A 22784-nucleotide genomic window follows, 5' to 3' on the forward strand; every position below is an offset into this window, starting at 1 on the left:
CGGGTTCATGACGCGGCGCCGGGAGCTAAGATCCGGCTTCGACGTCATAGTTCTGGGGGCAGGACCATGGAAGTGGAACCACGTCGTGCGGGCGAGAACGACTCCGGCTCCGGCGGAGCCGAGATCACCCGGCTCTGCCGGACCCTGGTGCCGCTGGCCGCCGCCGGCAAGTACGCCGAGGCCGCGTCGACCTATCGCTGGGTGAGCAGGGCCTCGTCCGGCGACCCGCTCCGGTACGGCGATCACGCGCTACGGCTGGAATTCTGCGCCCTCACCGGCAACGAGCACACCGGCCTCGATCTCCTGTCGCTTTTGGACGGTGTCGGCGACCATTCGGACGCCGTCGGCAGGCTGGAGTTCTTCGCCTCGGCGGCGCTGCTCACCCGCCGGTTGACGGAAACCGGATACGGCGAGATCCCGTTTGTCCTCAACGGCCCGTACGACGGCGTTTCCCTGAGCAGGCTGCACGAGCGGATGCGGGCGGCGGCCTTCGTCGAAGCCGAAGAACTCGACGGACGCGAGCACTCCGGCTACTTCACCGTCTACGCCGAACGGAAGATGGCCGCGAAACCGGTCGCGGAATTCGTCCCGCTCCTGCCGTCGGCGCTCCCCCGGGTGCCGGTCCTGCCGCCGCCAGGACTGTCCGCGGAGGAACTCGTCATCCGGGCGGAGATCCACAATCACCGGTGCGAACCGGAGGAGGCGCGAGCCTGTCTCGACGCGATCGAAGGCGTCCCGGACGAAATCGCCCCTCGGCTGAGCGAACTGCGCGCGATCTTCTTCCAGGGCGAGGACACCGAGGAGCGGCTGCGCGACGCCGCCGCCGGATTCCGGCGCCAGGGCGACGAAATCCGGTTCCTGCTCAACCAGTGCTGGCTCGGCCTGTGGCTCGTTTTCGACGATCAGGCCGAGACCGGGGTGGCGCTGACGACGGTGGCCGCGTCCCGCCTGCGCGCCGGGACGGACGAACGCGCCGCCTGCTGGGGCGAATACTGGCTGGCGCACGTGCTTTCCGGGCAGGGCCGCACTTCCGAGGCGTACGAGGCCTTGCGGCGGGGCGCCGAGCGGGCCGGCGCGCTCGGTGATCCCTTGCTCCTCGGGACCCTGCTGTGTCTCGAAGCGTCGTTGCGCAACGGCGACGGCGAGGATCCGGTGACCACACTGGAACTCGCGCGGTCGGCGACGGACGCCTTCATCGTCGGGAACGTCGGCGAGAAGGCCGTCGAGGCGGTCGAACAGGTCCGGATCGCTTACGAGCGCACGGGATCGCTCGACGAATTGGACGTCTTCGTGGAGCACCTGCTGGCGACGCTGCCCGTGGGCGGCCCGGAACGGTTGCGCGGACATCTCCGCCACCTCCGCGCGTTGTCGCTGATCGGCACCGGCAGGTTCGCCGAAGCCGTCGACGACGCCTACGCGTCTCTCGGTGTCTCCGCGTCGAAAGGCAAGGACACCGCGGAACATTGGTACGTCCTCGTCACCGCGCTGCACGGCGCCGGCCGCTACGACGAGGTGCTCGACGTCGCACCCCGCGCCATCGCCCTGCTCTCCGCGTCACCGGACTGGGGGCACCGCTGCCGGTGGATGTACGCCGACAGCTACCGCGCGCTCGGCGAATCTTCCCGCGCCTTCAACGAATACGCCGTCCTCGCCGAGATACTCCACGATTCGGGCGACACCGGGCACTCCTACATCTCGGTGAGCATGGCCGCCGCCGAACAGCTCGATCTGCTCGGCTACGGCGCCAACGCCGCCGACTTCTACGCGCGGGCCGCCGACGCGGCCTTGGCGATCGGCGGTGGATACGTCGCCGCCACCTGCCGCAACGCCGCGACCCTTTCCCGGCTGCGGTCCGGCGACCTCGACGCGGCGCTGAGCGCGCTCGACGCCGCGGAAACCGCCGTGCACGCCGTGGAAACCGAGACCGTGCCCGCCAGGGAGCATCTCTTCGCACAGCTCGACCACGTCGCCGCCCACGTGCTCAGCGCCGCCGGCCGGGTCCGCGAGGCCGCCCGCCGCGCGCTCCGCGCCGCCGAAACGTTCCACCGGATAGGCGAAGCCGAGTCCGCCCGCGACGTCGACCTGTTGCTCGAACAGATCCTCCTCGGCGACCAGAAGTGACGTGCCGCTTCGGTCCAGTGGGTCGTGAGTGGCGTTTCGGGTTCTAACCCGAATCGCCACTCACGACCACCTGGACCCTCACCGTCGCCTTGCCAGCCCCACTCACCAGGAGAAGGATCCCCGGCATGACCGGAGGAGCCAGCGGTACCCGAAGCCTGTCCATCGGCTCGATCCTGCTGTGGGTCGTGCGCGTCGCGCTCGCCGCCGAGTTCCTCTACAGCGGCTACCTGCTGTTCGCGGGCGGCCACACCGAACAGACCTTCGCCGAGATCGGGCTCGGGCAGTGGCTCCGGTACGTCACCGGCGTGCTCGAGGTCGCCGGCGCGATCGGCCTGCTGATCCCCCGCTTCGGCGGGCCGTCGGCGCTGCTGCTGGCGGGCGTCATGGTGGGCGCGAGCGTCACGGAACTGTTCATCCTCGCCGACGGCGGCCCGGTCCTCCCGCTGATCCTGCTGATCGCCTGCGCGACGCTGGCCTGGTTCCTCCAGGATCAGACGCGCGCGTTGCTCGGGATCCAGCCGCCCGAAGACGACGAGGACGACCGCTAGGCGAACGCGCGCCGACCCTTACACCGAACGGCGCAAAGGTCGCCCGCCGAATGCCCCGATCACCGGGACGGACAAAGAAAAACCGCATGTCAGCCCGCCTCGCGAGGCGCTGACGAGCACGCCGAAATCCGATCACCAGCGTGATCATCCGCTCACTCAAGGTTAAAGATTGCGGCTCGTTTACAACGAACCGGCCACCCGCTTGACAGTCGGAGTGGTACGTACCACGCTGCCCGCATTGGTCTACACCATTTTGTGGGAGCTCGGCATGGTGGCCGGGCATCGAAAGGACGGCACGAGTGAAGCGCTGGCTCAAGATGGCTGCGGGCGCCGCCGCCATCACCCTCGCGACGGCGGGCTGCGCCGGTTCCGGCAGTGGCGACAGCACGAATTCGAGCGCTGCGGCCTCGAACGGCTCGCTCACGGTCTGGCTCATGACGGGGACCGCCCCGGAAGCACTGACGAACTCGCTCCACAAGGAATTCGAAGACGCGCACCCCGGCGTCAAGGTCAAGTACGAGATCCAGCAGTGGAACGGCATCCAGCAGAAGCTGACCACCGCGCTGGCCAGTGACAACCCGCCGGACGTGATCGAGCTGGGCAACACCCAGACCCCCGCGTTCGCGAACCAGGGCGTGCTCGCCGACCTCACCTCGAGCGTGAACGACTTCAACGGCGCGCAGTGGCTGCAGGGCCTCAAGGCTTCGGGCGAGTTCGACGGCAAGACCTACGGCGTCCCGTTCTACGCGGCCAACCGCGAGGTCATCTACCGCAAGGACATGTTCGAGCAGGCCGGCATCACCGCGACGCCGAAGACGCGCGCGGAGTGGCTCGACGCGATCACCAAGCTCAAGGCCAAGTTCGGCAGCGACCCCGAGTTCCAGGCCCTCTACCACCCCGGCCAGAACTGGTACGAGCTGCTGTCCTACATCTGGGACGAGGGCGGCGACATCGCCCAGGCCAACGGCAAGTCCTTCAAGTCGACCCTGGACTCCCCGCAGGCGAAGGCCGGGCTCGAGTTCTACAAGCAGCTCACCGACGCTTCGGGCACCAAGGCCCCGAAGGACGCCGACGAGGCCACCCCGCAGCAGGCCGGCATCTACGGCGCGGGCAAGGTCGCGATGATGATCGGTGTCCCGGGTGAGGTCGACACCGCGGCGAAGACCGACCCGAAGATCAAGGAGAAGTCGGGCGCCTTCGCGATCCCGGGCAAGACCGCCGACAAGTCGGCCCCGGTCTTCCTGGGCGGCTCGAACCTGGTCATCCCGGCCAACAGCAAGAACGCGGCCGCGGCGAAGGACTACGTCAAGCTGTTCTCCACCCCGAAGTACCAGACCGAGCTGGCCAAGGCCGGTTACGTCCCCGGTACCTCGACCGACGTGTCCGCGCTCGACGCGAACCCGCTCACCAAGGTGATGGCCGAGGCTTCCAAGAACGGCCGCGCCGTGCCGACCAGCCCCAAGTGGGGTGACGTCGAATCCGGTCAGAACCCGATCAAGGACATGCTGACCGCCTACCTGACCGGAACGAAGACGCTCGACCAGGCGACCGCCGACGCCAACGCAGCGCTCGACAAGCTCATCGGCGGATGACCACGACGAAAGATGTGACGATGCCGGCGGGGGCCACCCCGCCGGCATCGCCGCGCATCAAACCCCCGAAGTCCAACCGGCGCCTCCGCCTCGGCGAGCGGACGGCGCCGTACCTGCTGATCCTTCCCGCACTGGTCGCGATCCTGGTCCTGCTGGGCTGGCCGACGCTGCAGCTGATCGGGATCAGTCTCCGCAAGCTGGACCTCCGTGAGCTGGTCTCCGGGGAGATGGTCTGGGTCGGATTCGAGAACTTCTCCGAGATCCTGTCCGATTCGGAGTTCTGGGAGATCACCGTCCGCACGCTGGTGTTCACCGCGTCGGTCGTGCTCCTCACCCTGCTGCTCGCGCTGCTCATGGCGGTGCTGATGCGGCATCTCAACCCGGTGGTCCGGGTGATCGTGCAGGTCGCGCTGATCCTCGCGTGGGCGACCCCGGTGGTCGCGACGACCACGGTGTTCCAGTGGATCTTCGACCAGCAGTACGGCATCTTGAACAAGACGCTCGCGAAACTCGGTTTCGAGAGCTTCATCGGGCATTCGTGGTTCTCCACCGGCCCGAGCACGCTCACCGTCATCGGGATCCTGGTGGTCTGGCAGGCCGTGCCGTTCGTGGCGTTCACGCTCTACGCCGGGCTCCTCGGCGTTCCCAAGGAGCAGTACGAGGCCGCGGGGATCGACGGCGCCAACGCCTGGCAGGCGTTCTGGGCGGTCAGCTGGCCGGCGATCCGGCCGATCCTGACCATGGTCACGTTCCTGTCGGTGCTGTGGGACTTCAAGTTGTTCGCCCAGGTGTGGGCGATCCGTCAAGGCGGGCCGGACGGCGCCAGCACGACGCTGCCGGTCTACATGTACCTCAAGGGCCTCGCGGGCAACCACTTCGGCCTGGCGGCCACCGCCGCCCTGCTGATGATGCTCGTGCTGATCCTGCTCACCGCCCGGTACGTCCAGCTGCTGGTGCGCACGAAGGAGGCCGACCTGTCATGAGGAAGTCCCTGACCCAGCGGATCGGCCTCGGCACGCTCGGCGTGGTCGTGGCCCTGCTGTTCGTCTTCCCGACGTACTGGATGTTCACCTCGTCGCTGAAGACCCCGGGCCAGGTCCTGTCCCCGGACTACGACCTCGTCCCGCTTTCGGTGACGTTCGAAAACTTCGTCTCGGCGCTGACGAAGCCCGGTTTCACCACGTACCTCGCCAACAGCCTGATCGTCACGCTCGGCGCGGTGCTGTGCTCGCTCGTCGCGGGTGTGCTGGCCGCGGTTCCCTTGTCCCGTATGCGTTTCCGTGGACGCAAGGGGTTCCTGCTGCTGGTGCTCGTCGCCCAGCTGGCGCCGTTCGAAGCGCTGCTGATCCCGATGTACCTGCTGATGCGCGACGCCGGGCTGCTCAACCAGCTGCCTTCGCTGCTGCTGGTGTACTTCGCGGCGACGCTGCCCTTCACGTGCTGGATGCTCTACGGCTTCGTCAACGGCATCCCGTACGACCTCGAAGAGGCCGCGATGATCGACGGATGCAGCCGGGCGGGTGCCTTCCGCCGGGTGACGCTGCCGCTGCTCGCGCCCGGACTCGTGACCACCTCGGTGTTCAGCTTCATCACCGCGTGGAACGAGTTCCTGTTCGCGTTCGTGTTCATGCGCGACCAGAACAAGCAGACGCTGCCGGTGTGGCTCTCGTCGTTCCGGACGGCGTTCTCCGTGGACTGGGGCGGCATCATGGCGGCGTCGGTGATCTACGCCGTGCCCGCGCTGGTGTTCTTCATCATCGTCCAGCGCAAGCTCGTGTCCAACCTGACCGCAGGCGCAGTGAAGGGGTAATCCTTGTCTTCACCGGAAAAGCTCGCCGCTTCCGTTCTCGTACCGGGCTTCGACGGCACCACCGCGCCGGATTGGCTGCGCCGCAAGGTGGCGGACGGTCTCGGCGGCGCGATCCTGTTCGGCCGCAACGTGGTCGACGACGAGCAGGTGGCCGCGCTGAGCGCGCAGCTGCGGGCGGAACGGCCCGACGTGCTCGTCGGCATCGACGAGGAGGGCGGTGACGTCACGCGGCTCGACGTCGCCACCGGCTCGTTCGTGCCGGGACCACTCGCACTCGGCGCCGCGGACGACGTCGAGCTGACGACCTCGGTCGCGGCGGCGCTCGGCGAGCGGCTGGCCGCGTGCGGGGTGACGATCAGTTTCGCCCCGTGCGCGGATCTCACGCTCGCGGCGGAGGATCCCTCGATCGGGGTCCGGGCGTTCGGTTCGGATCCGGTGAAGGCGTCGCCGCATGTGGCGGCGTTCATCACCGGGCTGCAGAAGTACGGCGTGGCCGCGTCGGCCAAGCATTTCCCCGGCCACGGGGCGGCGACGGACGATTCGCACCACGCGCTGCCGGTGCTGCCCCGGACCGAGGCGGAACTGCACGAGATCGAACTCGTCCCGTTCAAGGCGGCGATCGCGGCGGGGGTGCGCGCGGTGATGACCGGGCACCTCGTCGTGCCCGCGTGGGGTGAGCTGCCCGCGACGCTCAACCCGAAGGCGCTCACCGACGTCCTGCGCGGCGAGCTCGGCTTCACCGGCGCGGTCATCACCGACGCGCTGGACATGGGCGCCGTCGCGGGCGAACTCGGCAAGACCGAGGGCGTCGGACGGGCGTCGGTGCGGGCGCTGATCGCCGGCGCCGACGCGCTGTGCCTCGGCGGGGTGTCGTTCGAAGAGGACGAGCTGAACCGGATCGCGGCGGTCATCGCGGCCGCCGTCGAGTCCGGCGAGCTGCCGCTGGAGCGGCTGGCAGAGGCGTCGGAGCGGGTCGCCGCGCTCGGCACTCCCCCGGTGTCGACGCCGATCTCTCCGGTGGATCACCGGCTCGGCCTGGAGGCGGCGCGCAAGGCGTTGCGGATCCAGGGTTCGCCGAAGCTGGACGGGCCGCCGCTGGTGATCGACATCGAGACCGAGCCGATCATCGCGGCGGGCCCGATGCCGTGGGGGCTCGGCTCGCATCTGACCGAGCTCGTGCCCGGCACCCGGGCGCTCAAGGTCGGCGCGGACGGGATCTCGACCGCGATCGAGGCCGTCCACGGTGCCCGCGACCTCGTGGTGGTGACGCGCGAGGCGCACCGGCACCCGGAGGTCCGTGAGTTCCTCGGCTGGCTGCGTGAGGCGGGCGTGGACTACATCCGGGTCGAGACCGGCGTTCCGGGCCCGGAAACCGACGGCCCGCGGATCGACACGTTCAGCGGGTCCTACGTCAGCCTCCGCGCCGCCGCGGAGTACCTGGCCTGACCCACCCCTCTCGCATTTCGTCCTCTGGATGCGGTACTTGCACGCGCAACTACCGCATTCAGAGGACGAATTGCGTTATTCGGTTGCGGGGCCGGAGCGGGGGTGTTGTAGTCCTGGGGATCGGTTCCCGGCCTAGGAGATGATCGTCTTGCGAGTGTCCACGTCCTTCCATCAGGTAATTTCCGCCTACCTCAAGGACGAGACCACTCGTGAAGACCCTCAATCTGGGGATTCTGGCGCATGTTGACGCCGGGAAGACGAGCCTGACCGAGCGGCTGTTGCACACCACCGGGATCATCGGCGAGCCGGGCAGCGTCGACGACGGCAGCACGCAGACCGACACCCTGGCGCTCGAACGCGCCCGCGGCATCACCATCAAGGCGGCCGTGGTGTCGTTCGCCCTCGGCGACGTCACCGTCAACCTGATCGACACCCCGGGCCACCCCGATTTCATCGCCGAGGTCGAACGCGCGCTCGGCGTTCTCGACGGCGCGGTCCTGGTGCTGTCGGCGGTCGAAGGCGTTCAAGCCCAGACCCGTGTCCTGATGCGGACCTTGCGGCGGCTGGGCATCCCGGTGCTGCTGTTCGTGAACAAACTGGACCGCCGCGGAGCCGATCCCGGCCGCGTTTTCCGGGAGATCACCGAGAAACTCACGCCGTCGGCGATCGCGATGGATCCCACGGAGCCCGATCGGGTGATCGATCTGCTGGCGACGCTCGACGAGGACTTCCTCACCGAGTACCTCACCGCCCCGGACGCTTTCACGCCGTCGCGGCTCCTCGCCGAGCTCACCGCGAAGGTCGCCGAAGGGCTCGCACATCCCGTCTACTCCGGGTCCGCGATCACCGGCGCCGGGATCGACGCGCTCTGCGACGGCATCGAGAACCTGTTGCCCGCCAAGGAAGCCGACGTCCACGCGCCGTTGTCCGGCACGGTGTTCAAGGTCGAGCGCGCGCCGGGTGGCGAGAAGATCGCCTACGTGCGGCTGTTCTCCGGCAGCGTCGCCGTACGCGACAAGGTCCCGCTCGGTGACGACGAAGGCAAGGTCACCGCGATCAGCGTTTTCGACAACGGCGGGGCCGTACCGTCGGCGTCGGCCGGCGCCGGGCGCATCGCGAAGCTCTCCGGGCTCGACGTCCGAATCGGGGACGTACTCGGAACGCGGCCGCCGATGCGGGAAGCGCGGTTCTCGCCGCCGACGCTGGAAACCGTCGTCTCGCCGGTGCGCCCGGCCGATCGCGGGCCGCTGCACCAGGCGCTCACCCGGCTGACCGAACAGGATCCGCTGATCGGCCTGCGGCACGACGAGGTCCGCCAGGAGACTTCCGTTTCGCTGTACGGAGAAGTGCAGAAGGAGGTCATACAGGCGACGCTCGCGGACGAGTACGGCGTCGACGTCACGTTCAGCGAGACGACCACGATCTGCGTCGAACGCCTCCGTGGCACCGGATCGGCCGCCGAGCTCATCGGCACGTCGTCGAATCCCTTTCTCGCCACCGTCGGACTGCGCGTCGAACCCGGGAGCGGGATCTCGTTCCGCCTGGAGGTCGAACTCGGCTCGATGCCGTATTCCTTCGTCAAAGCCGTGGAGGACACGGTGAGGAAGACGCTGCGCGAAGGCATTCACGGCTGGGAAGTGCTCGACTGCGCGGTGACAATGACGCATTCCGGCTATTACGCCAGGCAAAGCCACGCCCACGGCACCTTCGACAAGAGCATGTCCAGCACCGCGGGCGATTTCCGCGATCTGACGCCGCTGGTGCTGATGGCGGCGCTGCGCGAGGCGGGGACGACCGTGCACGAGCCCCTGCACCGGTTCACCCTCCAGACTCCGGCCGACACACTCGGCCCGGTGACCGCGCTGCTCGCGCGGTCACGCGCCGTCCCGCGGACGACGCTCACGAAGGGCGGGACGGCCGAGCTCGAAGGCGAGATCCCGGCGGCGAAAACCCATGAGGTGCACCAGCTCCTGCCCTCGGCGACCCGAGGGGAGGGCGTGCTGGAGACGGCGTTCCACGGCTACCGGCCCGTCCGGGGAGCGGCGCCGTCGCGATCGAGGACCGATCACAACCCGTTGAACCGCAAGGAATACCTGCTGCGCGTGCTGCGGCGCGTCTGAAGAACGGAGAACGTCATGGTTTCACGGCTCGGGGTCAGGATCCCGCGCGAGCTGCCCGCCGCCCGGCTGAAGAGTCTGGCCCAGCACGCCGAACAGGAAGGCTTGGACGAGGTCTGGATCGTCGAGGACTGCTTCTACGCGGGCGGGATCGCGACGGCGTCGGCGGTGCTGTCGGCGACCGAGAAGATCACGCTCGGCATCGGCATCATGCCCGCCGTGGCGAGGAACCCGGCCATCGCGGCGATGGAGATCGCGGCGATGGCGGAGCTGTACCCAGGGCGGCTGATCGCCGGGTTCGGGCACGGGGTGCCGGGCTGGATGCGGCAGATCGACGCGTGGCCGAAGTCGGCGCTGGCCGCGTTCGAGGAGACGCTGACGGTCATCCGGCGGCTGCTGGCGGGTGAGCGGGTTTCCTTCGAGGGCAAGCACGTCCGGCTCGACGAGGTCGAACTGGAGTTCCCGCCCGCGCTGCCGCCGAAGCTCGTCGGCGGTGTCCGCGGCCCGAAGTCGCTCGCGGCGGCGGGCCGGGTCGCCGACGGGACGCTCCTGGCCGAACCGGCGACCCCGGAGTACGTCCGCGCGACGCGGGACCTGATCGGCGTCGAAGGCCATTCGATCGCCGCCTACAACTGGCTGGCCCTCGACGCTGATCAGGATCGGGCCCGCGAACGCGCCCGGTCCGACGTCGCGTCCGCGATCGGGCCGAACTCCGGTCCGGCGCTGGAGCCGCTGGACTTCGGCGCCGAACTACTGGCCGAGGTGAAGGCCGCTACCGACCGCGGAGACCTGGCCCGGCGGTTGCGGCCCGAGTGGATCGACAGGCTGAGCATCAGCGGCCCACTCGACCGGTGCGTCGAGCAGATCCGCGCGCTGTACGCGGCCGGGACCGAGTCGGTCATCCTGCTCCCCCTGCTCGGCGAGCCGGAAGAGGAGTCCTTCGCCGCTGCGGGCCGGATCGCCTCGGCCCTGCGCGGCTGACCCCCTCCGCATTTCGTCCTCTAAATGCGGTCGGGGGGCGGCGGCGCCTGGGGTGAAGGGGACTTTCCCCGCATCTGATGCGGCGAAAGCTCCCTTCACAACACCCAAGCGACCGTGGGCGTCGTCGTGAAGGCCTCCTTGGGGACGTTAGATGTCTCAAGGGTGGCCTTCAGGACATCGCTGGCCCCTGCCCCCAAGGACCGCATTTAGAGGACTAAATGCGGTCCTTGCACACGCAACCACCGCATTTAGTCCTCTGGATGCGGACGGGTGCCGAGCGCTCTGATCACGGCGACCATGTCCTCATCGCCGAGACCGAGCCGCGCGGTCTCGGCGTAGAGGGCGCGGGACGCCGAGATCAGCGGCAGCTCCAGGCCCGCGTCCCCGGCCGCCGCCGCGATCAGCTCGACGTTGGCCAGCACGTTCGCGATCGAGGCCTGCGGCGCGAAGTCCTCTTCGACCAGCTTCGGCGCCTTGACCCGCAGGATCGGGCTGGCTAGCTGCCCCGCGCCGAGCACGTCGGCGAGCAGGCCGAGATCCAGCCCGTGCGCCCGGGCGAAGTGCACCGTCTCGGCCAGCGAAGTCACGACCGCGGTCAGGTGCACGTTGACCGCCAGCTTCATCAGGAGCCCGTTCGGGACCGGCCCGCAGTACACGGTTTCCCGGCACATCGGCCCGAACAGTTCCCGGACCTCCTCGACCGCGCCGGGGTCGCCCGCGAGCATCGCGACCAGCTCCCCCGCCTCCGCCGGGACACGCGAACCCGAAACCGGCGCCTCCACGTACTTCGCCCCCGCCGCGACGAGGTCCGCCTCCAGCGCACGGGAATGGCCAGGCGCCGTCGTTCCCATGTGGACGATCGTGCGGCCGGCCACCCGCCCGGCGAATTCGGGCCCGCCGCGTCCGAGCACGGCATCGACGGCGTCCGCGTCCTTGAGCATCAGGATCACGACGTCGCAGCGCGCGAACAGGTCGGCGACGTCGGCCACCTGGTCGCCCTTGCCCGGCGTGCGGTTCCACCGGAGCACCGGGATCCCGGCCCGCACCAGGTTCCGTGCCATCGGCTCGCCCATGCTGCCCAGCCCGGCGAAACCGACTCGTTCGAGGTCCATGGGCTCCACTCTGCTGCACCGGAGGACGACACCGGACCCGATGCGACGATTGCGGCGGAAATCGCGAGGAATGGCACCGGCCCGTCCCGCTCAGCGCCCGCGGCCAGGTTGCGAAAGCCACTTTCGCAACGTTGAAGGTTGCGAAAGTGGCTTTCGCAACCTCGTCGCAGGCCGCCGCCGCGAAGACTGAACCGATCAGAACGGGTGCTCCATCCACACGTTCGCCTCCACGTACACCCCGCAGTCCCGCTCGACGTCCGCGTGCACCGGCGCGATCCCGCCGGGGATCACGTTGTCGCCGTCGACGAGGTCGACGCCGCTCCACTCCTTCCAATCCGCGATCGAGCCCGAAATGGTCACCGCGAACGGGCACACCTTGATCATCCGCGCGCCGAGGCGTTCGTGGGTGCGCAGCCAGCGGTCGGCGAACAGCCCGTCCTCGCGCCGCCGGAGGGCGTAGTCCTCCATGAGCACGCCGGGCTCGTCCTCCTTGCCGATCGGGCGCACGGAGACGATCAGCCGCTTCAGCCCGGTCTCGGCCGCGCGCGCCTTCAGCGCCTTGAGCATCGGCGTGGACAGGCCGGTTCCGCGCATTCGCGGCGCCACAACGACTTCGAGGGCGCAGAGGGTGTCCGGCGCGCGGCCGTCCATGAGGTCCTGCGCGGCCCACTGGATCGCCTCGTCCCATCCGTGCGACGGCAGCTCGTGGCGGTCTTCGGCCGGATAGGTCAGCGGGACCGACAGGGCCCGCGCGATCGGCGCACCGTCGTCGTCGAGCGCGATCAGGAAATACCGGGACCAGTGGCGCAGGAACCGGTCCGGCGTGATCATCTTGCCGCTGAACCCGGCGTAGATGAACTCACCGCCGACGTCGCCGAGGTTCAGCGCGGCATCGAGGAGATCGGGACGGGTCGCAAGGTCGACGATTCGCATGCCGCCCAGTCAACCGAGCCGGTGATCTCCGCCGATAGCTGCTTCCGGGCGATGATCAAACCGGCTGACGCGGCGCCGCCTGCAGCCGGGAGAGGACGTCGGTGAGCCTGCCCGCGGCGACGTCCCATTCCTCGAGGACGCTGCTGCGCGCGAGCGCCGACGTCCGCAGCGAATGGCGGAGTTCCGCGTCGAGCGACCACCGCAGCAACGCCGCCGCGAGTGCCGAAGGGTTGTTCGGCGGCACCAGCATGCCGGGCACGCCGCCGCCGGGGGCGGTGCCGAGCGCGTCGTGCGCGCCGGCGGTTTCCGTGGCCACCACGGGGATCCCGCGTGCCAGCGCCTCGGCGACGACCAGTCCGGACGTGCCGCCGCGGGCGGGCAGGACGAGCAGATCCGCGCCGTCGTAGACCAGGTCGAGGTCGTCCGGCGGCTGGATGAGGCTGATCCGCGAGCCGAGCCCGAGCCGTTCGACCGTCCAGCGCAGTTCGTCGACGTACGCGGGATCGTGGTGCGTCGCACCGGCGAACACGCATTTGAACGCCAATTCGTCGACCATCGAAAGCGCCCGGATGAGCACGTCCTGGCCGTGACGCGCGGTCATAGGCGCGAGACACAGCAGCCGCGAGACGCCGTCGGCCGCGTCGGCGAACGGCGCCGCGTCCGTACCCGGTGTCGCCACGTAGACGCGGGTCGGATCGAGGTCGTGCCGGTCGATCAATTGCCGGGCGAGCCACGGCCCGGTGGCGACGATCATCCCCGTCAGCCGCAGAGTCTCGCGTTCGCAGGCGTCGAGTTCGGCGGCCTGCGCCGGATCGAGGGCGGGATCGTCGGCGAGCGGCCGGTGGACCAGGACGGCCAGCCGGAGCCGCCGCGCGTGCGGGACGACGATCTCCGGGACGCCGCAGGCGACCGTGCCGTCGATCAGGACGACGGTGTCGTCGGGCAGCGCGGCGAGCGAACGGGCCAGTCTCGACCGGGACAGCGGCCCCGGCATCGGCCATTCCCCGGCGATCGGCAGTTCCAGCAGGGGAAGGCCGGTGGCCGGGAGGTTCTGGCACATCCGGCGGTCGTATTCACCGCTGACGTCCTCCGTTTCGCCCGGCAGGACGAAGACGACCGGTTCGGTCACGCGGACATTCGAGGTGAACACGGTTACCTCCAGATGCGGGCGCCTTATCTGGAGACACGGATACGGCGCCCGTCCGGTTCATTTCCGGGCTGACAAAATTCAGCCGCGCACGCGCGCGAGGGCCGCGACGATGTCGTCCCGCAGCCCGGCCCCGACCGCGATGGTGGCCGCCGAACGCACCGTGTGGTCGCCGCCGTCGATGTCGACGACCACTCCCCCGGCCTCGCGTACCAGCAGGACCCCCGCCATCGTGTCCCACGGTTTGTTGGCGAGGATGACGCTCGCGTCGAGTTTGCCGTCCGCGACCCAGGCCAGGTCGATCGCCGCGGAGCCGAGGAAACGCACCCGCTGCACCCGGCCGCCGAGTTCGGCCAGCAACGCCATCCGGACGCGGTTCTTGACCTCCGCGCCCTCGCCGACCGCGAAATCGCCGATACTCACGATCGCGTCGGACAGCTCCGTCGCGTTCGACGCCGTAAGACGTTCTTCGCCTGCGTACGCGCCCTGGCCCTCCACAGCGGTGTAGGTGACGTCGAGGAACGGCAGCGAGATCGCCGCGACCGTGCTCTTCAGACCGTCGACGAGCCCGAGCGAGACGCCGCACAGCGGAATCCCCCGCGCGAAGTTCGCCGTACCGTCGACCGGGTCGAGCGCCCACCACAGGTCCGCGTTGCCCTCGTGCCCGCGCTCCTCGCCGAGGATGCCGATCTCCGGGGTCTCGCGCGCCAGAAACTCGCGGACGGCGTCCTCGACGGCGAGGTCGACGTCGGTCACCATGTCGCGATCGCCTTTGGCGGCAACGGAAAACGACGTCATCGAACGGATGATCCCGGTCGCCTTGGCGACGGCCTCGCGGGCCACGGACAACACTGCGGCGTGGTCGGTCATGTGGGTACCGTAGCCCGCGTGAACCTGTTCCCGACGGCCACGACGGCCGACGAAAGCGCCCGCGGCGCCGAGGTCGCGGTGCTGCCCGTCGGCAGTTTCGAACAGCACGGCGCGCACCTCCCGCTCGCCACCGACGCGGTGATCGCGACGACGATCGCCGACGCCCTGGCCTCGGCGTATCCGGTGCTGCGGCTCCCGCCGATCACCATCGGCTGCTCCCACGAACACACGGATTGGCCGGGCACGGTCAGCATCTCCGCCGCGACGCTGTACGCCGTGGTGAACGACATCGCCGCCTCGCTGCGCCGGTCCGGCGTGCCGAAGCTGGTGCTGGTGAACGCGCACGGCGGCAACTACGTCCTGTCCAACGTGGTCCAGGAATCGACGTCGCCTATGGCGCTCTTCCCCGGCGTCGAAGGCTGGCAGGCCGCACACGACGCGGCCGGGCTGGAAACGTCGCTGGACAGCGACATGCACGCCGGCGAGCTGGAGACCTCCATCCTGCTCCACGCGCATCCTTCGCTGGTCCGGCCCGGTTTCACCGAGGCGGACCACCTCGCCGACGACCGGCGGCACCTGCTGACGGTGGGTCTGCGCCCGTATGCGGAATCCGGTGTGGTCGGGCGGCCTTCGCTGGCGACGGCGGAGAAGGGGCGGCTGGTGCTGGCGTCACTGGTGGAGAGCTTCGGGGACACCTTGGCCGTGCTCGGCTGACTCGATCAGATCCAGATGCGGCAGGAAATGGTGCATCCGTTCCTGTTTGGTCCGCAGGTAGCGCAGGTTCTCGTCGTTCGGCGTGACCAGCAGCGGCACCCGCTCGCTGATCCGCACGCCGTACTGTTCCAGCTGATCGACCTTCGCCGGGTTGTTGGACAGCAGCCGCACCGACCGCACGCCGAGATCGTTCAGGATCTCCGCCGCGGCGCGGTAGTCGCGGGCGTCCACCGGCAGCCCGAGCGCGATGTTCGCCTCGACGGTGTCGAGCCCTTCGTCCTGCAGCCGCATCGCTTTCAGCTTCGCGAGCAGACCGATTCCGCGTCCTTCGTGCCCCTGGGCGTACACGAGGACTCCGGCGCCCTCGTCGACGATCGCCCGCAGCGCGGCGGCCAGCTGATCTCCGCACTCGCAATGCATCGAGCTGAACACGTCGCCGGTGAGGCATTCCGAATGGACCCGCGCCAACGTGCCCGAGGTCGCGACGTCGCCGTGCACCAGCGCCATCTGTTCGGTGCCATCGGCGTCCAGGTACCCGTACGCGCGGAAAACGCCGTACCGGGTGGGCAGTCTGGTCTCCACGACCCTCTCGACGGTCATCGGGCTTCTCCTGACTGTTCGGTGACTCTTGACAGAACGCGCGAGCAGGACGCCCGCACCGGGAAGGCTGGAGACGAGCGCGAGCACGCCGTAGACGACGGCCACGGTGACGCCCTGCGCCGAACCGAGACCCGCGGCGCCGAACAGCAGCGCGCAAACGCCTTCGCGCGGGCCCCACCCGCCGATGTTCAGCGGCAGCCCCATCGCCAGCAGGGCGAGGATCATCAGCGGCAGCAGGTCGCCGACCGGCGCGGTGACGCCCGCCGCGCGCGCGGCGACGACGAACAGGGCGAGATGCCCGGCGAGGGTGGCGACCGAGAGCAGGCCCACCCCTGGCCAGGTTTCCTTGGTCAGCAGGCCGAGCCGGACGTCGGCGAGGGAGACGGCGAACCCGCGGCGCCATTTCGATCCACTGTGGATCCATCGCCGCCCGGCCGTCATCCCGGTGACGACGGCGGCGAGCGCGAGCACGACCACCGCGATCCCGGCGACCGTCACCACGCGGTCGATCGGCGGCGGCACCACGGAAGGCACGCTGAGCACGACGACGACCGAAGCGCCGATCACCACGATCTGCCCGGCCGTGCGTTCCAGCACCACCGCGCGGACGCCGCGCGGGACGTCACCGGCTTCGCGCCCGTGCTGAACGGCGCGGTTGACGTCGCCGAGCACGCCCGCCGGCAGGACACCGTTGAGGAACAACGCGCGGTAGTACTCGCCGACGGCACTCCTCAGCGAAAGCTTGAGACTGAGCCGACGCGCGACCAGGCGCCAGCGCCAAGCGCTGAAAACCGTGGTGGCGAAACCGATCCCGAGCGCGGCGACGATCCCGCCCGCGTCGACCTCGCGCACTCCGGCCAGGAACGCGCCGGTGCCCAGCTGCCAGACCAGCGCACCGAGGATGGCGAGGGCGCCGAGGATCCGAAGCCAGGGCCAGAACCGTTTCACGCGGGCACCACCAGGAGATCTTCGTGCTGGATCACCGCGTTCAGCTCACCCGCGGCGCACTGCGCGAGCCGCCACTGCAGGTAGGAGTCGCCGTCCGCCGCGAGTTCCGGCCGCTGTTCGCAAGCGGCGCCGACCCAGCCGGTGAGCCATTCCGCGGTCAGCGCGGCCTGATCCGCCCCGAGCCGCCACGGGCTCGGCGCACGCCGCACGGTGGCGCCGAGGCGTTCGAAAACCCCGAAAGCGACGTCCACCGCGTCCGGTCCGAGCAGCCACCGGCCGCCGGTCACCCGGCGCTGATGCGCGTTGAAGGCGTCGGAGATCTCGATGTCGAACTTGTCCTCGGGCGAAAGCACCACCCGGCCCGAAACGCTCAGCGTGAACAGGACCGCGCAGCGCGCCTCGACGCACGCCTCCGCCAGCCGGGACATCTCCTCGGCGGTGAGCAGGTCGAGCAGCGCCGACGCCGCCACGAGCGAGGTCCCGGCGAGGTCGTCGGCGCGTAACCCGGTGATGTCACGCTGCTCGGTGACGACGGTGACCTCGCTTCCGTCCAAAGCGTGATCCGGACGGCTGGTGCGCGCCAGCGCGTGGGTGAGCAGGTCCGGGTCGCGGTCGTGCAGGATCCAGCGCTGGCGGCCGGGCAGCCGCCTGGCCAGCCAGCGGCCGAGCGAACCGGTGCCGCAGCCGAGATCCCGGATGACGACCTCGTCCTGGTCCTTCAGGAAGGACCGCACCGGCTCGATCAGCTCGGTCGCGCGAGCGGCGGCGTCGGCGTCTTCACGCAGCTGGAGCCAGCTGGGGGCGTACTTGGTCATGCCGCCGTCCGTTCGCTCAGCAGTACGGCGGCGACGCCGCGGGCCGTCTCGTCCCAGCCGGTCAGCGTCTCGCGGCGCAGGCGTGCGGAGGCGCGAAGGCGGTCACGCAGGTCAGGTTCGGTGAGCCAGCGGCGGAGGGCCGCGGCCAGCGCGTTGACGTCCTCACCGGGGACGAGCATCCCGGGAACACTGCCGTCGGGCGCCTGCCCGAGTGTGTCCGGCAGGGCGTCGACGGCGGTCGTGAGCACGGGGATGCCGCGCACGAGTGCCTCGGTGACGACCATGCCGTAGGTCTCCGCGCGCGAAGGCAGCACAAGAAGGTCTGCCGCCGCGTACGTCGCTTCGAGCGCTTCGCCGGACCGGGGGCCGGTGAGGGTGAACCGGTCGCCGAGTGTGTGCCGTCGCAGGCGTTCGACGTAGCGGGTCTCGCGCCGGATGGCGCCGACGCACTCACAGCTCCACGGGAGGTCCTTCAGCGACTTCAACGCGTCCGCGAGCAAGCCCTGGCCCTTGCGCGGCGTCACGTTCGCGACGCAGACCAGATGCGTCCCGTCCAGGCTCCCCGAAGCGACTTCGGCCTTGTCGACCCCGGGCGGCACCACGTGCACGCGGTGCGGGGCGAGGCCGTGATGCTCGATCAGCCGTCGCGCCGCCCAGTCGCTGGTCGCGACCACGGCGTCGACCGCGCCGAGCGTCTCCCGCTCCAGCCGGTCCAGTTCGGCGGCGAGCGAAGGCGAAAGTCCCGTCTCGTCGGCCAGCGGCAAATGCACCAGAACCGCGATCGACAGGCGGCGCGCCGCGGGGGCGATCACCTCGGGCACCCCGCAGGCCACCAGCCCGTCGAGCAGGACCGCGGCGCCGTCGGGCAGTTCGGCCAGCTTGCGCGCCAGCACCTTGCGCGCTTCGGTGTCGGGCCGCGGCCAGTTCCCGCGCACGGGGATTTCGTGGACCTCCACCGCCTCGGCGGCGAGGCCGTCGCACAGGCGCCGGTCGTAGACGTTGCCGCCGCTGGGCGCGCTCACGTCGTCGATGTCGTTGGGCAGGACGACGTGGAGGCCACTCACAGCGCACGCTCGTAGCTCGCCCACGCGACGTGGGATTCGTGCAGCGAGACGGTGAGTCCTTCGAGGCCGCGCGCGCCCTCACCGAGCGCTCCCGAATGGACGCGGTCGGCGAGCCGGTCCGCGATGACCTTCGCGAGGAATTCGGTCGAGGTGTTGATCCCGGCGAACTCGGGCACGTCGTCGAGGTTGCGGTAGTTCAGGTCGGCGAGCACCGCTTTGAGCTCTTCGGTGGCCTTGCCGATGTCGACGACGATGTTGTCGGCGTCCAGTTCGGACCGGCGGAACGTCGCGTCCACCACGAAGGTCGCGCCGTGCAGTCGCTGTGCTGGGCCGAAGACCTCGCCGCGGAAGCTGTGGGCCACCATGACGTGGTCGCGGACGGTGATACTGAACAACGGACCTCCCGGGTCGCACCCTTAACGCGTGTCCTCCATCTGATAGGTGACACGGAGGCAGAGCGTTCCTGGTTCATTCGCGGCCAGACGCGGCAAGACGTCCGGTAGTTCACGGAACTGACATTCCCCGCTGACCAGCACTTCGAATCCCGGATCGGCGAGAAGACGCAGCGCGAGCGCCAAGCGGTCGGCGTAGGTCCGGTTCAGCCGTCGGGACGGCGAGACCATGCCGACCTGGCTGCTGCGGATCGCGAGCCGTCGTGAGTGGAAGTTCTCGCCGAGCGGGACGCTGATGCTCCGGTCGCCGTACCAGCTCAGCTCGATGACCTCGCCTTCCGGCGCGAGCAGCTCCAGCGACCGGGCGAGGCCCGCTTCGCTCGCGCTGGCGTGCACGACGAGGTCGCAGTCGCCGAGGGCGTCCTCGGGTGTCGAGAAGTCGACACCGAGCGCTTCGGCGACCTTCGCGCGCTCCGGGTCGACGTCGATCAGCTGCACCCTGGCCCCGGGGAAACCGGCCAGCAGTTTCGCGACGCTGCTGCCGACCATCCCGGCGCGCTGCTGGGCGATCCGGTCGCCGATTTTCGGCGACGCGTCCCAGACGGCGTTGACCGCTGTCTCGACCGTCCCCGCGAGGATCGCGCGCTCCGGCGGGACCTCGCGCGGCACCGGCGTGACGGCGGACGCCGGGACGACGAAGCGCGTCTGATGTGGATAAAGGCAGAAGACGACCCGCCCGGCGAGGTCCTCCGGACCGCGTTCGACCACGCCGACATTGAGGTACCCGTACTTCACGGGACCGGGGAAATCGCCTTCCTGGAACGGCGCGCGCATGGCCGCACGTTGACTCGGTGGGACCTCGCCGCGGAAGACGAGCGTCTCGGTGCCGCGGCTCACGCCCGTGTACAGGGTGCGGACCAGCACTTCGTCGTCGCCGACCGGAGGGAGCGTGACGGGCCGGAGCTCACCGTCGCCAAAACCACTGAACCAGAAGGCGCGTTCCATCGTGTCCTCTCATGTCGGACCCTGGAAGCGGGGTCACCGCCACCATAACGAGGAGGCCTCGTGATCAACCCCGGAGTTTTCCTGGGGGTCCTCGTCCAGCTGGCGCTGCTGGGGACGCTGGACGCCGTCACCGGGCTGGGCCCGCTGGGCTGGCTCGCCGGAGCGGCCTACGGCCTCGCCGTGGGCGGATTCCTGACCTACGGCCTGAACCGGAGCACCGCGCGCTCCCTGGGCCCCGCCGACGCCGTCACGCTCGCCCGCTCGGGGCTGGTCGGCTGCGTCACCGCGCTCGTCGTCGACACCGCGGGCCGCGAGATCGTCGCGATGGTCGTCATCGCGTCGGTCGCGCTCGCCCTGGACGCCGTCGACGGCCAGGTCGCCCGCCGCACCGGGACGGCGTCGCCGCTGGGCGCGCGGTTCGACATGGAGGTCGACGCGTATCTGATCCTGATCCTGAGCGTGGTCGTCGCGCAGTCGCTGGGGCCGTGGGTGCTCACGATCGGCGCGATGCGTTACGTCTTCGTCGCCGCGAGCAGGCTGTGGCCGTGGCTGAACACGCCGCTTCCGCCGAGCATGGCGCGCAAGACGGTCGCGGCGGTCCAGGGCATCGTGCTGGTCGTGGCGGCCTCGACGATCCTGCCGCTCTGGGCCGGTTTCGTGGTCACGCTGGGCGCGCTGGCACTGCTGACCTGGTCGTTCGGGCGCGACACGTGGTGGCTGCTGGAGCAGCACGCCTTCACCGCGGCGCCCGCGTGATCACGCGTACTGCGCTTCGCCGTTGCCGATCGACCAGTCGATGGGATTGTTCTCGGTGATCGTGACGAGCACGTTCCGCGGCTCGGTCCCCGCGTACTCCTCGGCGAGCTCCGCGATCCGCCGGTAGAGCGACTTCTTCTGCTCGTCGGTGCGGCCCTGCCGCATGGTGATCGTGACGAACACGACCCCCTCGTCGCGGTGGATCCCCAGGTAGTCGTCGTATTTCAGGATGTTCTGGCCGTTGAGGACCTGGAAGCGGTCGTCGGCCGGGATGCCGAGCGTCTCGACCAGCGCGTCGTGGACGGCGTTGCCGAGGGCTTCGAGCTTCTCGGTCCCGATGGTGTCGATACGGACGAAGGGCATTTCAGGTCTCCTTGGTGGTGAGCAGGCCGAGGGCGCCTTCGACGGCTTTCGCGAACACGTCCGGGGAACCGGCGGCGCGGGCGAGGATGTACCCGCCCTGCAGCGCCGCGACGAGCGCGGTCGCCGTGGCGAGCGGGTCCAGCGCCTGGTCGAGCTCGCCGGCCGCGCGGCCCTCGTCGAGCAGCTCGGCGAGACGGCCGGTGAGCCAGCCGAAGTACTCCTCGACCGGCTTGCGCAGCTCCGGGTCGGCCATCACGTCGGGATCCTGGGCGAGCCTGCCGACCGGACAGCCCTTGAGCACATCGCGCTCGCGGCGCAGGTAGACGGTGATGCGCTCGACGACCGAACCGGGCCCGGAGAACTCGGCCTCCGCTTTGACGCGCAGATCGCCGGTGATCCGGCCGCCGGCGGCGAGCGCGAGTTCGGACTTGCCCTGGAAGTGGTGGTACATGCTGCCCTGGCCGGCGCCGGAACGTTCCTGGATCGCCTTCGGGCTGGTGCCGACGTACCCGCGCTCCCACAGAAGCTCGCGAGTGCTCTCGATGAGCTTTTCCCTCTTGTCCACGTGCTGACCGTACATACTAGTAGGTACAGAGACAAGCGAGGCGCTTGGGAGCAAGGGACCTTTGCTACCACTTTGACGCTTCCCCGCAGGTCAGCGCCCACTTTTCCGCATTTAGAGGACTAAACGCTCCCCAAGTCCGTGAAGGCCTCCTTGAGGGACCCAGGGTCCCTCAAGGAGGCCTTCACGGACCGCGAATTTAGAGGACTAAACGCACCCAAAGGATCAAGAACGCGAGTCTTGCCCGAACCGCTCCCACTCCCGGTCCCAGGCCGCCCACCGCGCCCGGTTCAGCAGGTGCCGGGCGAGCAGATACCCCGCCACCAGCAGCGTCACCGCGCTCAGCCACACACCGACGCCGACCCCGATCCCCGTACTGGCCGCGTCCGACGGCATCACCGGCGGCTCGACCACGGCACCGGACTCGTCGAGCCACACGGTCACCGCGTCCCCCGCCGAAGCGCCGAGATCGACACTCACGGCAGCCTCCTGAAACCGACCATCCGGCAACGCCCACCGCGCCGCCACCGAAGCCGTCTCCATCGAGGGCGTCCCATCGACACCGATCCGCGCCGGCGGAGCGTCTTCGAGAAGGAACGCGGTCGTCGAGTGACGCGAAGCCGTCTCAAGAGCCGAGCGCGCCATCATGGTCGCGTAGGCCTCCGAGCCCGCCGCCGCGGCCAGCGGCACACCGAGCAGCGCGATCAGGACGCAGGCGACCAAAATCGCCGCCTCGATCCGATCCCAGCTCCGGCCGAGGTGGATCCGGCGCCACAGGTGCACGAGCGACACGACGGACCTCCTTCACCGGTAAGCCTGCGCCGGGAAGAGCCGTCACGACAGGAGGCTTTGGTCCCGCATCCCAGACCACGTACGCGGCGAGCGTCC

At 69.6% G+C, this 22784-nt stretch carries 22 protein-coding genes; 10 read left to right on the plus strand and 12 right to left on the minus strand.

Annotation, left to right across the window (positions count from 1 at the left end; translation table 11 throughout):
* The first annotated feature begins 66 nt into the window (after window positions 1–66).
* The 8 genes from DMC61_RS18790 (at window position 67) to DMC61_RS18825 (ending at window position 10615) form a co-directional block, all read left to right on the plus strand.
* Window positions 67–2121 carry a hypothetical protein gene (locus DMC61_RS18790; RefSeq protein WP_125690370.1) on the plus strand — a complete coding sequence of 685 codons (2055 nt, stop codon included), beginning with the start codon at window positions 67–69 and terminating at the stop codon, window positions 2119–2121.
* 125 nt (window positions 2122–2246) lie between these two features.
* Entirely contained in the window at window positions 2247–2669 is a 423-nt protein-coding gene (locus DMC61_RS18795) for a DoxX family protein (RefSeq protein WP_125690371.1), read from the plus strand.
* A 299-nt stretch (window positions 2670–2968) separates the two neighbouring features.
* Window positions 2969–4261, plus strand: a complete 1293-nt coding sequence (locus DMC61_RS18800) for an extracellular solute-binding protein (RefSeq protein ID WP_016331726.1) — start codon at window positions 2969–2971, stop codon at window positions 4259–4261.
* On the plus strand, window positions 4258–5244 hold the full coding sequence (locus DMC61_RS18805; protein ID WP_125690372.1) for a carbohydrate ABC transporter permease: 987 nt from the start codon (window positions 4258–4260) through the stop codon (window positions 5242–5244). The genes DMC61_RS18800 and DMC61_RS18805 overlap by 4 nt, the downstream gene beginning before the upstream one ends.
* Window positions 5241–6071: a carbohydrate ABC transporter permease gene (locus tag DMC61_RS18810; protein WP_016331724.1), complete on the plus strand. Its 831-nt coding sequence runs from the start codon at window positions 5241–5243 to the stop codon at window positions 6069–6071. Before DMC61_RS18805 ends, DMC61_RS18810 begins: the two co-directional genes overlap by 4 nt.
* 3 nt (window positions 6072–6074) lie before the next feature.
* Window positions 6075–7517, plus strand: coding sequence for a glycoside hydrolase family 3 protein (locus DMC61_RS18815; RefSeq protein ID WP_125690373.1), 1443 nt, complete (start codon window positions 6075–6077; stop codon window positions 7515–7517).
* 209 nt (window positions 7518–7726) lie between these two features.
* Window positions 7727–9637 (plus strand): translation factor GTPase family protein, encoded by a 1911-nt coding sequence (locus tag DMC61_RS18820; protein WP_125690374.1) that lies wholly within the window; start codon window positions 7727–7729, stop codon window positions 9635–9637.
* Between the two features lie 15 nt (window positions 9638–9652).
* Entirely contained in the window at window positions 9653–10615 is a 963-nt protein-coding gene (locus tag DMC61_RS18825) for an LLM class flavin-dependent oxidoreductase (protein ID WP_125690375.1), read from the plus strand.
* Between the two features lie 248 nt (window positions 10616–10863).
* Here the strand turns inward: DMC61_RS18825 and DMC61_RS18830 are convergent, their stop codons facing one another.
* From DMC61_RS18830 to DMC61_RS18845, 4 genes are all read right to left on the minus strand, one after another.
* Window positions 10864–11727 (minus strand): NAD(P)-dependent oxidoreductase, encoded by an 864-nt coding sequence (locus DMC61_RS18830; RefSeq protein WP_125690376.1) that lies wholly within the window; start codon window positions 11725–11727, stop codon window positions 10864–10866.
* 195 nt (window positions 11728–11922) lie between these two features.
* Entirely contained in the window at window positions 11923–12660 is a 738-nt protein-coding gene (locus DMC61_RS18835; protein ID WP_125690377.1) for a Long-chain-fatty-acid--CoA ligase, read from the minus strand.
* Between the two features lie 55 nt (window positions 12661–12715).
* Window positions 12716–13810 carry a glycosyltransferase family 4 protein gene (locus tag DMC61_RS18840; protein WP_125690378.1) on the minus strand — a complete coding sequence of 365 codons (1095 nt, stop codon included), beginning with the start codon at window positions 13808–13810 and terminating at the stop codon, window positions 12716–12718.
* A 78-nt stretch (window positions 13811–13888) separates the two neighbouring features.
* Entirely contained in the window at window positions 13889–14677 is a 789-nt protein-coding gene (locus DMC61_RS18845; protein WP_125690379.1) for an inositol monophosphatase family protein, read from the minus strand.
* Between the two features lie 18 nt (window positions 14678–14695).
* On the opposite strand from DMC61_RS18845, the gene DMC61_RS18850 reads away from it, so the two are divergent.
* On the plus strand, window positions 14696–15391 hold the full coding sequence (locus tag DMC61_RS18850) for a creatininase family protein (protein ID WP_125690380.1): 696 nt from the start codon (window positions 14696–14698) through the stop codon (window positions 15389–15391).
* Here the strand turns inward: DMC61_RS18850 and ribA are convergent.
* The 5 genes from ribA to DMC61_RS18875 are packed head-to-tail and all read right to left on the minus strand — an operon-like array spanning window position 15347 to window position 20215.
* A complete protein-coding gene (gene ribA, locus DMC61_RS18855; protein ID WP_125690381.1) occupies window positions 15347–16939 on the minus strand; it encodes a GTP cyclohydrolase II in 1593 nt (530 codons plus the stop codon). The genes DMC61_RS18850 and ribA overlap by 45 nt on opposite strands.
* Complete coding sequence (locus DMC61_RS18860; RefSeq protein WP_125690382.1) at window positions 16936–17754, minus strand: class I SAM-dependent methyltransferase; 819 nt, start codon at window positions 17752–17754, stop codon at window positions 16936–16938. The genes ribA and DMC61_RS18860 overlap by 4 nt, the downstream gene beginning before the upstream one ends.
* Window positions 17751–18818, minus strand: coding sequence for a glycosyltransferase family 4 protein (locus tag DMC61_RS18865; RefSeq protein WP_125690383.1), 1068 nt, complete (start codon window positions 18816–18818; stop codon window positions 17751–17753). The genes DMC61_RS18860 and DMC61_RS18865 overlap by 4 nt, the downstream gene beginning before the upstream one ends.
* Window positions 18815–19213 carry a 6-carboxytetrahydropterin synthase gene (locus tag DMC61_RS18870; RefSeq protein ID WP_125690384.1) on the minus strand — a complete coding sequence of 133 codons (399 nt, stop codon included), beginning with the start codon at window positions 19211–19213 and terminating at the stop codon, window positions 18815–18817. Before DMC61_RS18870 ends, DMC61_RS18865 begins: the two co-directional genes overlap by 4 nt.
* Before the next feature lie 21 nt (window positions 19214–19234).
* Window positions 19235–20215 (minus strand): zinc-binding alcohol dehydrogenase, encoded by a 981-nt coding sequence (locus DMC61_RS18875; protein WP_125690385.1) that lies wholly within the window; start codon window positions 20213–20215, stop codon window positions 19235–19237.
* 60 nt (window positions 20216–20275) lie between these two features.
* Here DMC61_RS18875 and DMC61_RS18880 point away from each other — a divergent pair, with 60 nt between their 5' ends.
* Window positions 20276–20971 (plus strand): CDP-alcohol phosphatidyltransferase family protein, encoded by a 696-nt coding sequence (locus tag DMC61_RS18880; RefSeq protein ID WP_125690386.1) that lies wholly within the window; start codon window positions 20276–20278, stop codon window positions 20969–20971.
* Here DMC61_RS18880 and DMC61_RS18885 read toward each other — a convergent pair whose 3' ends face one another.
* From DMC61_RS18885 to DMC61_RS18895, 3 genes are all read right to left on the minus strand, one after another.
* Complete coding sequence (locus tag DMC61_RS18885; protein ID WP_125690387.1) at window positions 20972–21334, minus strand: tautomerase family protein; 363 nt, start codon at window positions 21332–21334, stop codon at window positions 20972–20974.
* Window position 21335: 1 nt separating this feature from the next.
* The gene (locus DMC61_RS18890; RefSeq protein ID WP_125690388.1) at window positions 21336–21899 is read right to left on the minus strand and encodes a TetR/AcrR family transcriptional regulator; all 564 of its coding nucleotides are present in this window, start codon (window positions 21897–21899) and stop codon (window positions 21336–21338) included.
* A gap of 222 nt (window positions 21900–22121) precedes the next feature.
* Window positions 22122–22688: a hypothetical protein gene (locus tag DMC61_RS18895; protein WP_125690389.1), complete on the minus strand. Its 567-nt coding sequence runs from the start codon at window positions 22686–22688 to the stop codon at window positions 22122–22124.
* Window positions 22689–22784: the final 96 nt, after the last annotated feature.

The sequence above is a fragment of the Amycolatopsis sp. WAC 04169 genome, from assembly GCF_003947535.1.
GTDB classification, from domain to species: domain Bacteria; phylum Actinomycetota; class Actinomycetes; order Mycobacteriales; family Pseudonocardiaceae; genus Amycolatopsis; species Amycolatopsis keratiniphila.

What these genes read in the sequence shown, in the direction of transcription:
- DMC61_RS18810 (WP_016331724.1), top strand. Translation starts at nt 5,241, where the DNA reads ATGAGGAAGTCCCTGACCCAGCGGATCGGCCTCGGCACGCTCGGCGTG.
- DMC61_RS18795 (WP_125690371.1), top strand. Translation starts at nt 2,247, where the DNA reads ATGACCGGAGGAGCCAGCGGTACCCGAAGCCTGTCCATCGGCTCGATC.
- DMC61_RS18830 (WP_125690376.1), bottom strand. Translation starts at nt 11,727, where the DNA reads ATGGACCTCGAACGAGTCGGTTTCGCCGGGCTGGGCAGCATGGGCGAG.
- DMC61_RS18875 (WP_125690385.1), bottom strand. Translation starts at nt 20,215, where the DNA reads ATGGAACGCGCCTTCTGGTTCAGTGGTTTTGGCGACGGTGAGCTCCGG.
- DMC61_RS18790 (WP_125690370.1), top strand. Translation starts at nt 67, where the DNA reads ATGGAAGTGGAACCACGTCGTGCGGGCGAGAACGACTCCGGCTCCGGC.
- DMC61_RS18860 (WP_125690382.1), bottom strand. Translation starts at nt 17,754, where the DNA reads ATGACCAAGTACGCCCCCAGCTGGCTCCAGCTGCGTGAAGACGCCGAC.
- DMC61_RS18835 (WP_125690377.1), bottom strand. Translation starts at nt 12,660, where the DNA reads ATGCGAATCGTCGACCTTGCGACCCGTCCCGATCTCCTCGATGCCGCG.
- DMC61_RS18805 (WP_125690372.1), top strand. Translation starts at nt 4,258, where the DNA reads ATGACCACGACGAAAGATGTGACGATGCCGGCGGGGGCCACCCCGCCG.
- DMC61_RS18885 (WP_125690387.1), bottom strand. Translation starts at nt 21,334, where the DNA reads ATGCCCTTCGTCCGTATCGACACCATCGGGACCGAGAAGCTCGAAGCC.
- DMC61_RS18825 (WP_125690375.1), top strand. Translation starts at nt 9,653, where the DNA reads ATGGTTTCACGGCTCGGGGTCAGGATCCCGCGCGAGCTGCCCGCCGCC.
- DMC61_RS18845 (WP_125690379.1), bottom strand. Translation starts at nt 14,677, where the DNA reads ATGACCGACCACGCCGCAGTGTTGTCCGTGGCCCGCGAGGCCGTCGCC.